Source organism: Glycomyces sambucus (genome assembly GCF_900102815.1).
Lineage (GTDB): Bacteria > Actinomycetota > Actinomycetes > Mycobacteriales > Micromonosporaceae > Glycomyces > Glycomyces sambucus.
The window spans coordinates 37,891-54,199 of sequence record NZ_FNGF01000009.1; the positions used below are offsets into that span (position 1 = coordinate 37,891).

General features: G+C 72.4%; 12 protein-coding genes. 6 read left to right on the forward strand and 6 right to left on the reverse strand.

The window, feature by feature from the left end:
- Positions 1 to 7: 7 nt before the first annotated feature.
- Both BLS99_RS23310 and BLS99_RS23315 read right to left on the reverse strand, forming a co-directional pair.
- Positions 8 to 544, reverse strand: a complete 537-nt coding sequence (locus BLS99_RS23310; RefSeq protein ID WP_143034926.1) for a histidine phosphatase family protein — start codon at positions 542 to 544, stop codon at positions 8 to 10.
- 160 nt (positions 545 to 704) lie between these two features.
- Positions 705 to 1,532: an SAM-dependent methyltransferase gene (locus BLS99_RS23315; protein WP_176953501.1), complete on the reverse strand. Its 828-nt coding sequence runs from the start codon at positions 1,530 to 1,532 to the stop codon at positions 705 to 707.
- Positions 1,533 to 1,806: 274 nt separating this feature from the next.
- Here BLS99_RS23315 and BLS99_RS23320 point away from each other — a divergent pair, with 274 nt between their 5' ends.
- On the forward strand, positions 1,807 to 2,295 hold the full coding sequence (locus BLS99_RS23320; RefSeq protein ID WP_218126819.1) for a MarR family winged helix-turn-helix transcriptional regulator: 489 nt from the start codon (positions 1,807 to 1,809) through the stop codon (positions 2,293 to 2,295).
- A gap of 81 nt (positions 2,296 to 2,376) precedes the next feature.
- Here the strand turns inward: BLS99_RS23320 and BLS99_RS23325 are convergent, their stop codons facing one another.
- Entirely contained in the window at positions 2,377 to 3,474 is a 1,098-nt protein-coding gene (locus BLS99_RS23325) for an NAD(P)/FAD-dependent oxidoreductase (RefSeq protein ID WP_091054142.1), read from the reverse strand.
- 159 nt (positions 3,475 to 3,633) lie between these two features.
- On the opposite strand from BLS99_RS23325, the gene BLS99_RS23330 reads away from it, so the two are divergent.
- The 3 genes from BLS99_RS23330 to BLS99_RS23340 all read left to right on the forward strand — a co-directional run bounded on the left by BLS99_RS23330 (position 3,634) and on the right by BLS99_RS23340 (position 7,624).
- Positions 3,634 to 4,812, forward strand: a complete 1,179-nt coding sequence (locus tag BLS99_RS23330) for a MalY/PatB family protein (RefSeq protein ID WP_091054143.1) — start codon at positions 3,634 to 3,636, stop codon at positions 4,810 to 4,812.
- A 122-nt stretch (positions 4,813 to 4,934) separates the two neighbouring features.
- Positions 4,935 to 6,503, forward strand: a complete 1,569-nt coding sequence (locus tag BLS99_RS23335; protein ID WP_091054144.1) for a ricin-type beta-trefoil lectin domain protein — start codon at positions 4,935 to 4,937, stop codon at positions 6,501 to 6,503.
- Between the two features lie 200 nt (positions 6,504 to 6,703).
- Positions 6,704 to 7,624 carry a CPBP family intramembrane glutamic endopeptidase gene (locus BLS99_RS23340; RefSeq protein WP_176953502.1) on the forward strand — a complete coding sequence of 307 codons (921 nt, stop codon included), beginning with the start codon at positions 6,704 to 6,706 and terminating at the stop codon, positions 7,622 to 7,624.
- Positions 7,625 to 7,649: 25 nt separating this feature from the next.
- Here BLS99_RS23340 and BLS99_RS23345 read toward each other — a convergent pair whose 3' ends face one another.
- Positions 7,650 to 10,031 (reverse strand): xyloglucanase, encoded by a 2,382-nt coding sequence (locus BLS99_RS23345; RefSeq protein ID WP_143034927.1) that lies wholly within the window; start codon positions 10,029 to 10,031, stop codon positions 7,650 to 7,652.
- A gap of 205 nt (positions 10,032 to 10,236) precedes the next feature.
- On the opposite strand from BLS99_RS23345, the gene BLS99_RS23350 reads away from it, so the two are divergent.
- Positions 10,237 to 12,147, forward strand: coding sequence for a glycoside hydrolase family 3 protein (locus tag BLS99_RS23350; RefSeq protein WP_091054147.1), 1,911 nt, complete (start codon positions 10,237 to 10,239; stop codon positions 12,145 to 12,147).
- Positions 12,148 to 12,172: 25 nt separating this feature from the next.
- Here BLS99_RS23350 and cutA read toward each other — a convergent pair whose 3' ends face one another.
- A complete protein-coding gene (gene cutA, locus BLS99_RS23355) occupies positions 12,173 to 12,505 on the reverse strand; it encodes a divalent-cation tolerance protein CutA (protein ID WP_091054148.1) in 333 nt (110 codons plus the stop codon).
- A gap of 57 nt (positions 12,506 to 12,562) precedes the next feature.
- Complete coding sequence (locus tag BLS99_RS23360; protein ID WP_091054149.1) at positions 12,563 to 13,240, reverse strand: cellulose binding domain-containing protein; 678 nt, start codon at positions 13,238 to 13,240, stop codon at positions 12,563 to 12,565.
- 443 nt (positions 13,241 to 13,683) lie between these two features.
- Between BLS99_RS23360 and BLS99_RS27190 the strand changes: the two genes are divergently transcribed.
- Complete coding sequence (locus BLS99_RS27190; protein ID WP_245712386.1) at positions 13,684 to 16,251, forward strand: FdhF/YdeP family oxidoreductase; 2,568 nt, start codon at positions 13,684 to 13,686, stop codon at positions 16,249 to 16,251.
- Positions 16,252 to 16,309 lie beyond the last annotated feature (58 nt).

Here is a 16,309-nt window from a genome sequence, read left to right on the forward strand (position 1 = left end):
TCGCCGTTCAGTTCCGGACGAACTCGATGTCGTGGAAGCGCCCGGCGGACGAGTCGTAGTGGAGCCGCGCGCCCTCCATGTACCCGAACAGGGGGCCCCATTCGTCGTGCTCGGCCTCGGGGAAGAGCGCTACGAGCCCGCATTCGATGTGGCCGCCGTGCCCGATGACCAGGGCCGCGTCCCCGGGACCGAGGGGCGCGAGGAGTTCGGACCACTGGCGGGCGAGCGCGTGCGAGTAGTCGCTGACCGCGCTGCCGCGGCGCCCGACGAGGCGCGCGAGCCGTGTGAACGGGGCGCCGACGTCGTGGGTGGCGGCCTGGGACTCCTGGAGGAACGCGTTCACGTTGTGGAGGGTCGGGAGTTCGACGGTGACCGCGAATCCCATGGCGATGGCGGTCTCGCGCGCCCGCGGGGCGACGCTGGTGGCCACGGTCTGGAAGGGGCCCATGAGGGTGCCGGACCATCGGGCCAGCTCGACCCCCTCCTGCGAGAGGTGGACGGCCTCGTCGCCGTTGCGCTTGCTGTGCCGTCGGATCTCGAGCATGGGCATAGGCGGTCTCTTCTCTTCTCGAACACGCTGCACAGCGGTGGAGCGTGTGGTGCGCCGGCGGTCCGCATCGAGCCTACTGGGCTCCGGCGATGCCGGCCGCAGGTGGCTGCGTGACCTAGGTCAAGAGTCGGTTCGGTCTGCGCCCCAGCGGGATCTAGGGCTTGACGGCGATCGCGGCCATCTGGGTCCGCTCGTACGGCTCCATGTCCGCGAACTCGGGGACGGCGCGCCCGGGGTCCTCCGGGTACCACCGCGAGACGAACTCCAGGCCGGGCGCGACCAGCGGCATCCCGAGGAAGTGCCGCTCCAGGCGCTCGACGGGGCGGCACCAGCCGTTCCCGAGCGATTCGAGGCAGGCGCGCGAGAGCGCGTGCTGGGCCGGGTCGCCGGTGTCGGGCCAGGAGGTGATGAACAGGTGCGAGCCGGAGGCGAGGGGCTCCATGAGGGCCGCGATGATGTCGTCGGGGTGCTCGTCCTCGGCGATCTGCATGATCATGCCGATGAGCATGAGCCCGACGGGCCGGTCGAAGTCGAGGGCGGCGCGCACCTCGGGGTTGGCGAGGACGCCAGCGGGGTCGCGCAGGTCGGCGGTGACCACGGTGGTGGTGCGGTCGTCGGCGAGCAGGGCGCGGCCGTGGGAGAGGACCATCGGGTCGTTGTCGACGTAGACCACGCGCGCTTCGGGGTTGATCTCCTGGGCGGCCTCGTGGGTGTTCTGCTTCGTGGGCAGGCCGCAGCCGATGTCGAGGAGCTGGTCGATCCCGGCGCTGCGGACCATGTACTGGACGCCGCGCACCAGGGCGGTCCGGTTGAGGATCGCGCACTCGCGGGCCTGGGGGATGTGGTGCAGGAAGACCTCGGCGGCCTCGCGGTCGGCCTTGAAGTTGTCCCTGCCGCCGAGGATGGCGTCGTAGACCCGAGCGGTCGAGGGCACGTCGGGATCGATCCCCGGCGGAGGCCATTCGGGGGCTGCTTCGTTCACGGCAATCCAATCGGCGCTGAATGGGCGGTTCTCAGGGGGATCAGGCGCATCGCGGCGGGCGGGCGCGGCGCAGCCGGGGAGGTCGGGCGACGGGTCGACCTCGGACGGTCCCGCCGCCGGTGCGGGACGTGGCTAAAGCCTACGCCATCACTTCCGAAAAAACGAAGGACGCTCCCCGGAGAGGGGTAGGTAAACGGACCGGGGGTGCGATGCCCCTCCCCAGTGGTGTCCGACGACACCGGCACCGGCTCTGGCCTCGCAGTATGCTTGCGGGATGGAGGAATACGAGGGCGGACCGATGGGCATGGGCACCGCGCTGGTGCGCACGGCGTTCCTCGTCGACGCCGTCTACGCCGACGCCGTCCGCCACTTCGACCTCACCGTCCCCCAGGCCCAGCTCCTGTGCGTGATCATGGCCCGGCCCTTCGGCATGTTCGAGCTCGCGAAGACCCTCGGGCTCGCCAAGTCGAGCATCTCCGGGCTCGTGGACCGCTGCGAGAAGCGCGACCTGGTGCGCCGCGAGAGCGACCCCGGGGACGGCCGGGCCGCGCGGGTCGCGCTGACCGCCAAGGGCGCCCAGCTCGCCGACGAGTTCCACGACGACGTCACCCGCCGGGTCGCCGAGCTGCCGCTGAGCCTGTCCGAGGCCGAGCGCGCGACCCTGGTCGACCTGCTCGGCCGCGTCGTGGTCGACAACCAGGTGCCGCCGGTCTTCACCGAGTGCCCGGCCTCCCAGGGCTGCACCGAGTCCGGCGGGTCCTGACGCGACCGGACCCCCGCCGCGGGCCGCGACGGGGGCCCCGACCGCCGGTCCGGCGGCCGACTCAGACTCCGAGCCTGAGCCCTAACCGAGCCCGAACAGCTCGGCGAACTTGCCGTACATGAGGTCCCGGCCTTTCCAATCCGCCACCGAAGCGGCGTCCAGCATGGACGGTCCGGTCTCCGAGGGGATCTGGCCGACCCCGTGCTCGGGGCCGAGGGGGAGCAGCACCACCGGGACCGGCAGCGGCCGGTACTCCCGGGTCGGGGCCTCGCCGCCGACCTGCGCGATGATGTTGGCGGCCACCACCTCCGCGTGCTGCATCGCAGACCCGGCGCGTTTCTCCTCGGGCACGTCGGTGACGTCGCCGACCGCGTACACGTGCGGATGGCCGTCCACATTGAGCAGCGGCGTGACCGGGAGCTGCCCGCGCCCGTTCAGGGGCGCCAGGCCGTCGCCGAGGAACCCGGAGTTGGTGCTGACGCCGTACGCGCGGTACCAGATGTCGGCCTCCACTGATTCGCCGCCGACGCCGGCGCGCACGTTCCCGGCCCGGCCCGGCTCCACGTCCGGCTCGGCGTCGAGGCCCGCGCCCAGGCGCACCTCCACGTCCAGCCGCTCCAGCTGCCGGTGCAGCTCGGCCCGCAGCTCCTCGGCGTACCCGGGCAGCAGCTCGGGGGCCGGGTCGACCACGGTGATCCGCTTGCCGGGCCACACGTCGCGGATCTCCCCGGCCAGCTCCAGCCCCACCGGCCCGGCCCCGGCGATGAGCACGCGATCGGCCCCGGCCAGCTCGGCGTGGGACTCCTTGAAGTGCACGACCGCCTCGGCGGCCGCGTCGGTGCGGGTCTTCGCGGGGTACGGGTAGCCCGATCCGGTCGCCAGCACGATGTAGTCGGCCTCGACGCGCGCGCCGGAAGCGAGGGTGACGCCCCCGGCGTCGACCCCGGCGGCGTACTCGCGCACGTGGGTGCCGCGCCGCAGGAACCCGTCGTAGGGGAAGAAGATGCGCTCGGCCCACTCCTCGGGGCGGGTGAGGGCGCGGAGCGCGCCGGCGGCGTTGACGAACGCGTCCTTGGGCTCGATGAGCACCACGTCGGCGTGCTCGTCCAGGGCCTTCGCGACGGCGGCGCCGCCGTAGCCTCCGCCGACGACCGCCACGGTACGACCTTGCTGCGTCATGGGTGTGCCTCTTCCGATAAAGTAGTTCGTACTACGAACCATAATAGTTCGTAGTACGAACTACAAGCCTCGGGCGCGGCCGTTCCCGTGACACCGCACACGCTGAGAGTTCCGCCCGCACAAGGTGACACGGCGCCAGAACTCCGATACCTTCTGTGCATGAGCGCGACCACCCATGCCTCGAACGAGCTGCCCGACAACCCGCTCCGGCAGCTCACTCTCGACCAGCTCCGCCAGCGCACCAGCGAGAAATGGCGCCGCTACGACCCCGACGTGCTGCCCCTGTGGGTCGCCGAGATGGACGTCCGCCTGGCCGAGCCGATCGCCAAGGCCGTCACCGACGCGATCGCCGCCGGCGACACCGGCTACCCCTCGGGCACCGGCTACGCCGAGGCCGTCGCGGCCTTCGCCGCCGAGCGCTGGCACTGGACCGACCTCGAGCCCGACCGCGTCCGCACGGTGCCCGACATCATGCTCGGCGTGGTAGAGATGCTCAAGGCCGTCACCGGGCCCGGCGACGCGATCGTCGTCAACAGCCCCGTGTACCCGCCGTTCCACCTCTTCCCGGTCTTCAACGACCGCAGGGTGATCGAGGCCCCGCTGGGCGCGGACCAGCGCATCGACTTCGCCGCCCTCGCCGCGGCCTTCGAGCTCGCGCTCGGGCGCGGCGGGCGCGCCGCGTACCTGCTGTGCCACCCGCACAACCCGACCGGGACCGTCCACACCAGATCCGAGCTCGAGCGGGTCGCGCGCCTTGCCGCCGATTACGGCGTGCGGGTCGTGGCCGACGAGGCGCACGCGCCGCTCGTGGCCCCCGGCACCCGCTTCGTCCCCTACCTGACGGTGGCCGGCGGCGAGGCCGGCCTGGCGCTGACCTCGGCGGCCAAGGCGTGGAACCTCCCCGGGCTCCGCGGCGCCGTCGCGATGGCCGGGACGGACGCCCGCGCCGACCTCGCGCGCATGCCCGAGAAGATGGCCGTCAGCATCAGCCACCTCGGCTCGATCGCCCACACCGCCGCGTTCCGCGAGGGCGGGCCCTGGCTCGACGCGCTCCTGGCAGGGCTCGACGAGAACCGCCGCCTCCTCGCCGACCTCCTGGCCGACCGGCTCCCCGACGTGCGGTACCGGCCCGAGCCGGGCACGTACCTCGCCTGGCTCGACTGCCGCGCCCTCGGGCTCGGCGACGACCCGGCCGCGGTGTTCATGGAGAAGGGCCGCGTCGCGCTCAACTCCGGGCTCCCGTTCGGGACCGGCGGCGCGGGCCACGTGCGGCTCAACTACGCGACCTCGCCGGAGATTCTGGCCGAGGCCGTCGACCGCATGGCCGCCGCGCTCTGACGCGGCGCCCGCGCCGACCCGGAACTGACAACGCAGACAATCTTCACATTACTGTTCGGTAACGGTAGTCTCACCACTACGGGCCATCGACGGCCATCCATGTTTCCGAACAGGAGACTGCCATGTCCAACCCCCGGAGACGAGCGGCCGCGGCGGTACTCGCCGCGGCGCTCACCGCCCTCACCCTGACCACCGCGCTCCCGGCCCAGGCCCAGCAGCGCCCCGACATCGTCCCGCTCCCCGCCGGCCTCGAAGCCGTCCGCGCCGCCGAGGCCGAGGCCCTGTACGGCGACCCCGGCATCCGCCCCCTCGACGACCGCCAGACCTCCCTGGTCGCCATGGGCGACAGCGAGATCTCCGGCGAAGGCGTCGGCAACTACGACCCGGACACCCACCGCGACGGCAACTGGTGCGACCGCTCCTACGACCAGGCGCTCTTCCGCGCCGGCATCGAGAGCGACGTCCAGTACAACGTCTCCTGCTCCGGCGGCGCCTCCCCGCACCTCGTCGAGGGCTCCGGCGCCACCCAGTGGGACGAGCTCAACCAGGGCGACAACCTCGCGATCAAGGCCCGCAACACCCACGTCAAGCTCGTGTGGATCGTGGTGGGCGCCAACGACGAGGGCGGCATCCAGTTCGGACCCACCGCCACGGAGTGCGTCACCAACCGCATCCTGTTCCTCGGCCCCTGCTGGGACGAGCACACCGAGGACTGGGAGGCCCGCGTCGAGGTCACCGAGGACGGGGTCGAGACCGCGATCGACGCGGTCCGCCAGACCATGACCGACGCCGGCTACCTCGCCGCCGACTACGACATGGTCGTCATGTCCTACCCCAGCCCCGGCGGCCCCGACGTGGAGGACAACCCGGACTTCCCCGGCTGGTACTCCGGCGGGTGCCTGCTCTACCTCGCCGACGCGGCCTTCGCGCGCAACAAGGCCGTGCCCCTGTTCGAAGACGGCGTCCGCGACGCCGCGCTCGGCAAGGGCGTGCGGTACCTCAACGCGCAGCGCCTCTTCGACGGGCACGGCGTCTGCGAGGCCCAGCCGTGGGCCCGCGGCGTGTACGTCGAGGTCGGCGTCCTGCCCTCCGAGCACGCGTTCCGGCAGTCCCTGCACCCCAACTACCTCGGGCACGGGGCCTTCGCCGAGTGCATCACCGACTTCTACGACCACCCCGACTGGGAGACCGCCACCTGCGTCGACCCGGCGAGCACGAACAACGCCGTGCTCTACGAAGGGCTCTTCGAGTTCCAGGACCTCAGGCACACCGGCACCGGGCTCTGCGTGGACGCCGAGGGCTACGACTCGCGCAACGGCACCGACCTCGTCTCCTGGGGCTGCCACGGCGGCCGCAACCAGGGCTTCTGGTACGACGCCGCGCAGCGCTCGCTGCACGTGGAGCTCTCGCACGACCGCTGCGTCGACGTCGAGGGCGGCCGCGTCCGGGCCGGCACCGCGCTCGTCCTGTGGGACTGCCACGGCGGCCTGAACCAGGAGTTCACCATGGACGCCAACGGGATCCACCCCGCCGGACACGCCGACCTGTGCCTCGGGTTCAGCAGCGCCGCGACCGGATCGAACCTGGTCCTCACCTCCTGCGGCACCGCAACGATCAAGCCCGCCGCGCGGAACTACGCCGACCCGGTCGGCTACGGTTACGACGACTGGATCGGCTCCAGCGTCTACTAGCGACGGAGGCCCGGGCCGCGGTGCGCGGCCCGGGCGTCCCGCCGCCGCGGCCATGCCTTTATGACCTTGTTTCTACGACCGCGCCGCTGCGACACGCCCGGATGACGACCTTCGGCGGAGGCCGGTGCCCACCTTCGTCGCAACCCGGGTTCCCACCTGCGACCGATGCGGCGCCCCCGCGGCCGTGGGAATGTGGACCCATGACCGCGACGAGGCCCGTACAGCCGCAGCCACCGCTCCCGACCGGACGTCCGACCGGAGTTCCGAACCGGCGCTCCCTCGCATGGCGCGCGCTGGCCGCCTGGGCCGCGATGGGCCTGGCCCTCGGCGCCGCCGGGCCTGTCTCGACCGCGCTGGGGGAGCAGTGGGGGCTCGGCCGCACCGGCCGCCAGGCCCTCGCCGCGCTCATCGTGGGCACGACCGTCACCGCGTTCATCGTGTGGCTCAACGGCAGGGTCGACCGGCGCCCGCTCGCCGCGCTCGGCCTCGGCCCGGCCGGAGACGCCGCCCGCGGCCTCGCCATGGGTGCCATCGTCACCGGTGGCGCCGCGGTCCTCGTCATCACCCCGGCGGCCCTGGCCGGCTGGATCGAGTTCGGCGCCGTCGACGGCGGCGACCTCGCGCGCTTCCTGGTCCTGAACGCGCTCATCGCGTTCGGTCTCGAAGCCCTCCTCGAAGAACTCGTCTTCCGCGGCTACGCGTTCACCACGCTGCGCCGCCGCGGCGCCCGCACGGCCGCGTTCCTCGGGACGCTCCTGCTGTTCTGCCTCATCATGGTCCCGACCTCGGCCGCGGCCTCGCTCACCGCGCTCGCGCTGGGGCAGGAACCCGACGGGCTCCTGCTCGCCCCGGCCGGCACCGACCCCGTCACCTACGTGATCCTGCTGGCCTGCTTCGGCACCGCGCTCCTCGCCGCCCGCATCGCCACCGGTTCACTGTGGGCCAGCATCGCTCTCCACCTGGTGTTCCTCACCGTGAACCGCCTGGTCTTCGCGAGCGAGGGCCGCGATACCGGCTGGAACGTCGAGGCCGCGCCCGATGCCGCGGTCCTCGTCCTCGCGTACGTGCTGGTCACCGCCGCCGTGTTCGGACTCCTCGCCCGGGTGCGTCGCCGGCCTTGACCCCTGCGGCGCACCCGGGCGGGTCTCAGTCGGCGATGTCGCCGTAGATCAGGCCGCGGCCGTTCGTGGCGATGTACACCCGGCCGTACACGTCCGGGTCGCCGGAGACCGCCTTCCCGGTCCAGCCCCACTGGTGCGCGTCGTCGTTCACGCGGACCCAGTTGCGGCCCTCGTCCGTGGAGCGCCAGATGCCGCGCACGCCCCCGGCCTTCGCCGACGTGAAGACCGTCGGGTACCCGTGCCGGTTGCGCGCCTTGCCGAACCCGACCGCGTCGGCCTCCGCGAAGTCCCGCACCCGGCGCCAAGTGGCGCCGCCGTCGGACGAGCGCCACATGCCGTAGGCCGCGTCGGCCTCGCCGCCGACCAGCCACAGGTGCCCGCGCCTGCCGGGCACGGCCCGGAAGTCCACGGGCCCGGACGCCGGGAGCCCGGTGGCCCGAGTGGCCGCGAACGCGAGACCGCCGTTGGTGCTGGCGTAGAACGTACCGGCCGCGAAGGCGTAGACGCGGTTCGCGTTCGCCCGGTCCGCGCGCACGAGCGCGCCCGCCGGGAGCCCGTCCACGGGCGTCCACGTCCGCCCCAAGTCGGTGCTGAACACCGGTGCGGTCGTGCCGTTCCCGGGGGACCAGACGATCACCGCGCCGTCGGCGCTCACCGCGACCGACCCGGCGTTCGCGCCGCCCGCGATCCCGTCGAGGCGGGCCGTGGTCAGCCAGGTGGCGCCGCCGTCGGTGGAGACGCCCACGTGGCCGTCCGTCTCGCCCTCGACGTCACCGGTCCCGACCACGACCCGCGGGTCCAGGCCCGCGAAGTCGACGCCGCGGCCCGACGTCCAGTTCGGACGGCGGATCTGCACGCCCGCCTCGCCGAGGTCGGTCTGCACGAACCCGCCGAGGTCGCCCGTCGCCGAGACGACGGTCCCGCCGAGGGCCGCGATGTCCTGCACCGCGGTCTCCTCCAGGCCCTCGACCCGCACAGCGACGGTGAACGGCTCGATCGGGAGCGCGATCTGGTGTCCCGCGACGGAGTCCCAGCCGACCAGCGCGCCCTGGGCGTCCCAGCGGGTCAGCGACTCGGTGCCCCAGATCGTGGCGCCGGTGCCCCACATGATCCGGTCCGAGTCGTGCGGGTCGATGGCGAGCGCGTCGATCATCCACCCGTGCTTGACCGCGTACGCGGGCCCGTCGTCCGCGTTGCCGAACGAGAGCCACGCGCTCCCGGCGGGGTCCATGTCGAAGCGGTCGGTGCGGGCCGGCGGCCAGGACCAGTTCGCGTCCCACACGTAGTCCCAGCTCGTCTCCCAGGTCGCGCCGGAGTCGGTGGAGCGGTAGAGGATCTCGTCGGGCCACCAGTTGTTCTGGGTCGCGACCATGAGGGTGCCGGGGGCCTTGCGGTCGACGGTGAGGCCCCCGAAGCCGGGGATCGTGCCGATCGGGTTGTAGGCCGGGGTCACGTCGGTCCACTCGCCCGTGGCGAGCGACAGCCGCGCGACCGAGCCGCCGCGGCCCGAGGCCGGGGCGCCGTTGTAGGGCCCAGGGTCCCAGCCGGTGGCGACGAACAGGTGGCCGTTCTCGTGGTCGAACGCGGCCTGCTTGGGGATGGTCCGGTTGCCGTCGGCGCGGCCGAGGGCCGCGGCGGCGCCGGGGACGGGCTGCCAGGTCGCGCCGTGGTCGGCGGAGACGTACAGCGGGTCGTCGGGGTCGGCGACGCCGACGTAGACCCGCTCGCCGGCGAGGTCGAAGTCGATCCACAGGACGCCCTGGTTGTCGTCGGAGTAGTCCCCGGAGGGGTCCTGCACGAAGTTCCCGGGGTTGGGGAATGACTCCACTTCGGACCAATGGCGGCCGTGGTCGGTGGAGCGCCACAGACCGTTGCCGTTCGGGGTCCCGAGGTACACGGTGGCGTTGTCGAAGGGGCTCACGGCGAGCCGTTCGCCCATGCCGCGGCCGGGCATGTTGCCGCCCTGCTTGAACGGCAGCTCGGCGACGCCCCAGGTGTCGCCGTAGTCGCCGGAGTAGAGGACCGCGCCGCTGTTGGGGTCCCAGTCGTTGGTGTAGGTGCCGACGGCCGCGTAGAGGCGGCGGGGCTGGACGGGGTCGGTCGCGACCGACACGACGCCGGTGTAGCCCCAGCGGTCCCAGCCGACCCAGTCGAGCAGGGGCTTCCAGGTCTGCGAGCCCTCCTTCCAGCGGTAGAGGCCGCCGATGTCGGTGCGGGCGTAGACGAGATCGGCCTCGGTCTCGTTGAAGACGATGCCGGGGACGTAGCCGCCGCCGTTGACCACGGCGTTGCGCCAGATGTAGTCGTCCTCGCAGCGGCCGCCCGCTTTGGCCGCGGCGGTGCCGGGAACGGCCGCGGCCGCCACTGCGGCAGCGCCGAGTGAAGCGGCGAGAGTGCGTCGTCGCACGTGTGCTCCTAGGGGTCACCGGGGCACGACCGGGCGACCGGCCCCGAGGGGTTAGTTGGGTCACCCAACATAACAGTCGCGACCCGGTGCGGCAACACTCCGCGTTCACGACTCCGCGTTCGCGATGGACGTGGGAGCGCTCTTCCGTTACTGTAGGACACGGTTGGGGCCCTGTCCACCCGCTCACCCCTCAAGGAGCCGAACCATGGGCGCGAGCCTGCCCGAACTCCTCCGCCGCCCCGCGGTCCTCTGGTCCACACTGGCCGTCGCCCTCGCGGCGGCCGTCGTCACCGTCCTCCTCGTCGTGCCCGGCGCCGACGACGGACCGGCCGACGGGAACGGCGACTACCTCGACGCGAGCCTCCCGATCGACGAGCGCGTCGAGGACCTGCTGGGCCGCATGACGATCGAGGAGAAAGTCGGCCAGATGACCCAGGTGACCGTCGGCGCGGTCGAAGGGTCGCCGTCCGACGTCGCCGAGTACGGCATCGGCTCCCTCCTCAACGGCGGCTCCGAAGCGCTCTTCGCGACCGCCGAGGAATGGGCCGCCATGATCGACGGCTACCAGGCCGAGGCCATGGAGACGCGCCTGGGCATCCCGCTCATGTACGGCATCGACGCCGTCCACGGCAACACCGCGATCCCCGGCGCGGTCGTCTTCCCGCACAACATCGGGCTCGGCGCCGCCCACGACGCGGACCTCGCCGGGCGCGCCGCCGAGGTCACCGCCGCCGAGACCCGCGCCGCCGGCATCCACTGGACCTTCGCGCCGTGCGTGTGCGTCGCGCGCGACAGCCGCTGGGGCCGCACCTACGAGTCCTACGGCGAGGACCCGGGCCTCGCGATCGAGTACGCCGGGCCCGTCGTCGCGGGCTACCAGGGCGAGGACCTGACCGCGAACACGAGCGTGCTCGCCACCGCCAAGCACTACGTCGCCGACGGCGGCACCGCGTACGGCACCTCCACCACCGAGGACTACCAGCTCGACCAGGGCGTGACCACGATGAGCGAGGAGGAGCTGCGCGCGATCCACCTGGCGCCCTTCCAGGCCGCCGTCGACGCGGGCGTCGGCTCCGTGATGGCCTCGTTCTCCTCCACCGACCTCGGCGAGGGCCCGCTCAAGGTCCACGCCGACGAGTACCTCATCACCGACGTCCTCAAGGGCGAGTTGGGCTTCGACGGGATCGTCGTCTCCGACTGGCAGGCGGTCGACCAGGTCAGCGCCGACTACGCCGAGGCCGTGCGCGCCTCGATCAACGCCGGCATCGACATGGTCATGGTCCCGTTCGAGTACCAGGGGTTCACCTCCACGCTCCTGTCCGAAGTGGCATCAGGGGAGGTGGGCGAGGACCGCATCGACGACGCCGTCTCCCGCATTCTCGGCCAGAAGTTCGCGCTCGGCCTCTTCGAGCAGCCCTACGCCGACACCGCCGGCGCCGCCGCGATCGGCTCCGACGAGCACCGCGACGTCGCCCGCGAAGCCGCCGCGGCCTCGCAGACCCTGCTGCGCAACGACGGCGACCTCCTCCCGCTCACCGGCACCGAGAACCTCTACGTCGCGGGCTCCGGCGCCGACTCCATCGGCCGCCAGACCGGCGGCTGGACCGCCTCCTGGCAGGGCTCGCTCAACCCGCCCACCCAGGGCACCACGATCCTCGCCGGCATCCAGGAGGCCGCGCCGAACGCGGCGGTCACCTTCAGCGAGGACGCCTCCGAACCCCTCGCGGGCGCCGACGTCGGCATCGTCGTCGTCGCCGAGGACCCCTACGCGGAAGGCGTCGGTGACGCGGGCGCGGGCGAGCACGACATGGCCGTCTCCGAAGACGACGCCGCCGCGATCCACACCGTCTGCGCCGCGGTCGACTGCGTCGTCCTCGTCGTCTCCGGGCGGCCCATCGAGATCGAAGCGCACCTCGACGGCGTCGACGCACTCGTCGCCGCCTGGCTCCCCGGCAGCGAGGGCGCGGGCGTGGCCGACCCGCTCTTCGGCGCGACCCCCTACGACGGGCGCCTGCCCGTCAGCTGGCCGCGCCTGATCGCGGACGAACCGCTCAACGTCGGCGACGCCGACTACGACCCGCTCTTCGCGTACGGCTTCGGCCTCCAGGCCGCTTGAGCCGCAACGGCTCCGGCCGTCCCGCTCAGGGGCGGCCGGCGGTCTCGGCCGTGATCCACTCCAGATAGGCCGGGTTCCCGGCCGTGATCGGGAGCATGACCACCTCGGGGACCTCGTAGCCGTGGCCGTCCCTGATGTGGGCCTCCAGATCGGGGTAGGCGTCGGCCGTCGTCTTCAGGACGACCCGCCACTCCTGCGCGGTGTCGACCTTGCCCTCCCACCAGTAGACGCTGCACAGCGGCCCGAAGACCTGCGCGCAGGCGGCCAGGCGGCCCTCGACGGCGCTGCGCGCCAACAGGGTCGCGGACTCCGCCGAATCGGTGGTGGTGACCACCTGGACGTGCTCGAACTCGGTCATGACCGCCTCCAAACCACTTTGAGCGAGCCTATCGCCCATCGGGGCCGAGCAGGGAGGTTATTCGCTGGCCGTGCAGGGGACCGACGACGGCAGGTCGAAGTCCCACTCGACCTCCGCCTGGAAGCCCGTCACCGTGTCCTCGCCGGGGTCGAGGCGCGCGTTCCAGTTCTCGGCGCCGTACCAGTCGCGGCCGAGGTCCTCCATGTTCCAGTGGTGGTAGATGTCGGCGTCGTCCAGGTCCAGGTCGATCTCCCAGTAGCCCAGCCGCTCGCCGCCGGTGTTGACGACCTCCACCGACACGTCCACGGTGTCCTGCCACTCGTCGTCGAGGGAGAGGTACGCGACGCAGGAGTACGCCTCCGCGGGCGCCTCCTCCTCTTCGTGCTCCTCTTCCTCCTCGGGCGCTTCGTCTTCGGAGTGCGGGGCGCCGGTCGTGGGCGCGTGCGACGGGGAGGCGGACTCGGTGGGGGTGGCGGACGCCGAGGGCGACTCCAGCGCCGAACTCGACGCCTCCGCCGCGGCCGCGGCACTCGAACTCTCGGCCGCGCCCGAGGGCCACTCGGTCGTGGTCGCCGCGTCCACCGCGCTCACCGGCTCCCGGTCGGACCCGCCGCCGAACACCCCGAGCTGCCACATCGCCACGAGCGCCACCACACCCGAGAACGCCCCGAGGATCTGGAGCAGCCTCCCGTGCAGGCGCCCGCCACCGGGGGGCTCCGGTTCCGACCTGTGCATCCGACCGCCTTCCATTGAGGACGCGCACGCGGGTCCGCAATAGAGGACGCGCGCCGATCCGCCGGGCTCAGCCTACCTGGGCACCCGACCCCGGACAGTCCGCGCTGATTCGCCCCGATACCCGCTGAACTGGGATTTCATCCGCTCTCGCCCCGATTCGTCACCCCCGCGGAGGACACCCCGAACTGGTGGGGCGACCCGAAGTGGCCGCGCGACCCGACGGGACGGCTTCCGGGAACTCCGCCGACACCCGGGCCGCCCCATGGGTGTGCGCGGTGATCCCGTACCACGCAGCGCGCTATCCGCTCCGCCACGCGCGGGTCCTTCCCTCCTCATCGACTCGGCTTACCGCTCATGATGCGCCCCGTTACGCTGCGGCGATTACCGGCCGTCCCGCGCCTTGTTCCGCCGTGGCCGGCCGCCGCCGGGCCTACACTGGCCCGATGAGCAAGGCTCCCGACTCCGACCCCGCCCAGGACGCCCCCACCGTCCACCGCCCGAAGGACCACGCCGTCGGCCTGCCCGCCGTGCTCAACTCGGTCCGGTTCGTCGGATCGCAGGCCGGGATCAAACGCGGCCTGCCGCTCCTGCGCGACATCAACCAGACCGGCGGCTTCGACTGCCCCGGCTGCGCCTGGCCCGAACCCCTCCACCGCCACCCCGCCGAGTTCTGCGAGAACGGCGCCAAAGCCGTCGCCGAAGAGGCCACCCGCCTGCGCGTCGACCCCGCGTTCTTCGCCGCCCACCCCGTCGCCGAACTCGCCGACAGGTCCGGGTACTGGCTCGGCCAGCAGGGCCGCCTCACCGAACCCGTCTACCTCGCCGAAGGCGCGACCCACTACACGCCCATCGGCTGGGACGACGCCTTCGCGCTCATCGCAGACGAACTCACCTCCCTCGACAGCCCCGACGAGGCCGCGTTCTACACCTCCGGCCGCACCAGCAACGAGGCCGCGTTCCTCTACCAGCTCCTCGCCCGCAAGCTCGGCACGAACAATCTTCCGGATTGTTCTAATATGTGCCATGAATCTTCGGGGTCGGCGCTGGCCGAGACCATCGGCATCGGCAAGGGCAGCGTCCTCCTCGACGACCTGTACCAGGCCGACCTCATCATCGTCGCCGGGCAGAACCCGGGCACCAACCACCCGCGGATGCTCACGGCCCTGGAGAAGGCCAAGCACGCCGGGGCCAAGATCGCGACGGTCAACCCCCTTCCCGAGGCCGGACTCCAGCGCTTCAAGAACCCGCAGACCGCCCGCGGGCTCGCCGGGCGCGGCACCGAGCTCACCGACCTGTTCCTCCAGATCAAGGTCGGCGGCGACCTCGCCCTGTTCAGCCTCCTCAACCGGATGCTCCTGCGCGCCGCGGCCATCTCGCCCGACGTCATCGACCACGACTTCATCGAGCGGTACACCCACGGCTTCGACGCCTTCGCCGCCGCCCACGCCGAGGGCGACGACGACACCGTCCTCGCCGACGCCGTCCGCCGCACCGGCGTGCCCCTGGAGCAGATCGAACGCCTGCTCGGCATGGTCCTGGCCGCCGACAAGATCGTCGTCTGCTGGGCGATGGGCCTGACCCAGCACCAGCACGCGGTCCCCACCATTCGCGAGATCGTCTCCTTCCTTCTCCTGCGCGGCAACATCGGACGCCCGGGTGCGGGCGTCTGCCCGGTGCGCGGCCACTCCAACGTGCAGGGCGACCGCACGATGGGCATCTGGGAGCGGATGCCCGACCGCTTCCTCGACGCCCTCGGCGCCGAGTTCGACTTCAAGCCGCCCCGCGACCACGGCCTCGACACGGTCGACACGATCCGCGCCATGCGCGACGGCCGCGTCAAGGTCTTCGTCGCCATGGGCGGCAACTTCGTCGCCGCCACCCCCGACACCACCGCCACCGAGGACGCCATGCGCGGCTGCCGCCTCACCGTGCACGTCTCCACGAAGCTGAACCGCTCGCACGCCGTCACCGGCGCCCGAGCCCTCATCCTCCCGGCCCTCGGCCGCACCGACATCGACATGCAGGCCGCCCTGCCGGCCGACCTGGCCGCGCTGGCTTCACCGGCCGCACCGGCTTCGGCCGGCTCGGCTGCACCTGTCGCACCTGCTTCACCGACTACCCCGGCCGTGCCGGCCTCACCAGCCGACTCAGCCGCGCCGACCGGTCCGGCCTCGGCGACCGACCCGACCTCGCCGGAACACCCCGCTCGCACCGACGGCGCCGCCACCGCTGCCGCTTCCACCTCCGCTGCCGCTTCCGCCTCCACCTCTGCTGCCGCCACCGCCGACCGGTTCCATGAGCAGTTCGTGACCGTCGAGGACTCGATGGGGATCGTCCACTCGTCCCGCGGCGGCGTCGCGCCGCTCAGTCCGCACATGCGCAGCGAGGTCGCGATCGTGGCCGGGCTCGCCCGCGCCGTCTTCGGCGACGCCGACGAGGTCCCCTGGGAGGAGTTCACCGCCGACTACGACCGCGTGCGCGACCGCATCGAGCGGGTCGTCCCCGGCTTCGCCGACTACAACGCCCGCGCCCGCGTGCCCGGCGGGTTCGCACTCCCGCACGCGCCGCGCGACGAACGCGTCTTCCCCACGGCCACCGGCAAAGCCAACTTCACCGTCAACCCGGTGACCTCACCCGAGGCCGGTCCGGGCCGACTGCTGCTCCAGACCCTGCGCAGCCACGACCAGTTCAACACCACCATCTACGGACTCAACGATCGCTACCGCGGCATCCACGACGGCCGCCGCGTCGTCCTCGTCAACCCCGACGACGCCGCCGAACTCGGCCTGACGGACGGCGACTACCGCGACCTCGTCAGCGAATGGACCGACGGCGACCGCCGCGCGCCCCATTTCAAGATCGTCCACTACCCGACCGCCCGCGGCTGCGCCGCCGCGTACTACCCCGAGACGAACGTGCTGGTCCCGCTCGACTCGGTCGCCGAGTTCAGCAACACCCCCACTTCCAAATCCATCGTCGTCCGCTTCGAACCCGACAGCGGCCCCGCCTGATCCGCCCGGCACACCTCCCCTCATCCGAGCCCGGCGACCGTGAGCTTCGGCAACGATC

Bases quoted from the DNA above. Each gene is read 5' to 3' on its own strand.
- BLS99_RS23325 (WP_091054142.1), bottom strand. From the start codon at position 3,474: ATGACGCAGCAAGGTCGTACCGTGGCGGTCGTCGGCGGAGGCTACGGC.
- BLS99_RS23350 (WP_091054147.1), top strand. From the start codon at position 10,237: ATGGGCGCGAGCCTGCCCGAACTCCTCCGCCGCCCCGCGGTCCTCTGG.
- BLS99_RS23360 (WP_091054149.1), bottom strand. From the start codon at position 13,240: ATGCACAGGTCGGAACCGGAGCCCCCCGGTGGCGGGCGCCTGCACGGG.
- BLS99_RS23335 (WP_091054144.1), top strand. From the start codon at position 4,935: ATGTCCAACCCCCGGAGACGAGCGGCCGCGGCGGTACTCGCCGCGGCG.
- BLS99_RS23330 (WP_091054143.1), top strand. From the start codon at position 3,634: ATGAGCGCGACCACCCATGCCTCGAACGAGCTGCCCGACAACCCGCTC.
- BLS99_RS23320 (WP_218126819.1), top strand. From the start codon at position 1,807: ATGGAGGAATACGAGGGCGGACCGATGGGCATGGGCACCGCGCTGGTG.
- BLS99_RS23310 (WP_143034926.1), bottom strand. From the start codon at position 544: ATGCTCGAGATCCGACGGCACAGCAAGCGCAACGGCGACGAGGCCGTC.
- BLS99_RS23340 (WP_176953502.1), top strand. From the start codon at position 6,704: ATGACCGCGACGAGGCCCGTACAGCCGCAGCCACCGCTCCCGACCGGA.
- cutA (WP_091054148.1), bottom strand. From the start codon at position 12,505: ATGACCGAGTTCGAGCACGTCCAGGTGGTCACCACCACCGATTCGGCG.
- BLS99_RS27190 (WP_245712386.1), top strand. From the start codon at position 13,684: ATGAGCAAGGCTCCCGACTCCGACCCCGCCCAGGACGCCCCCACCGTC.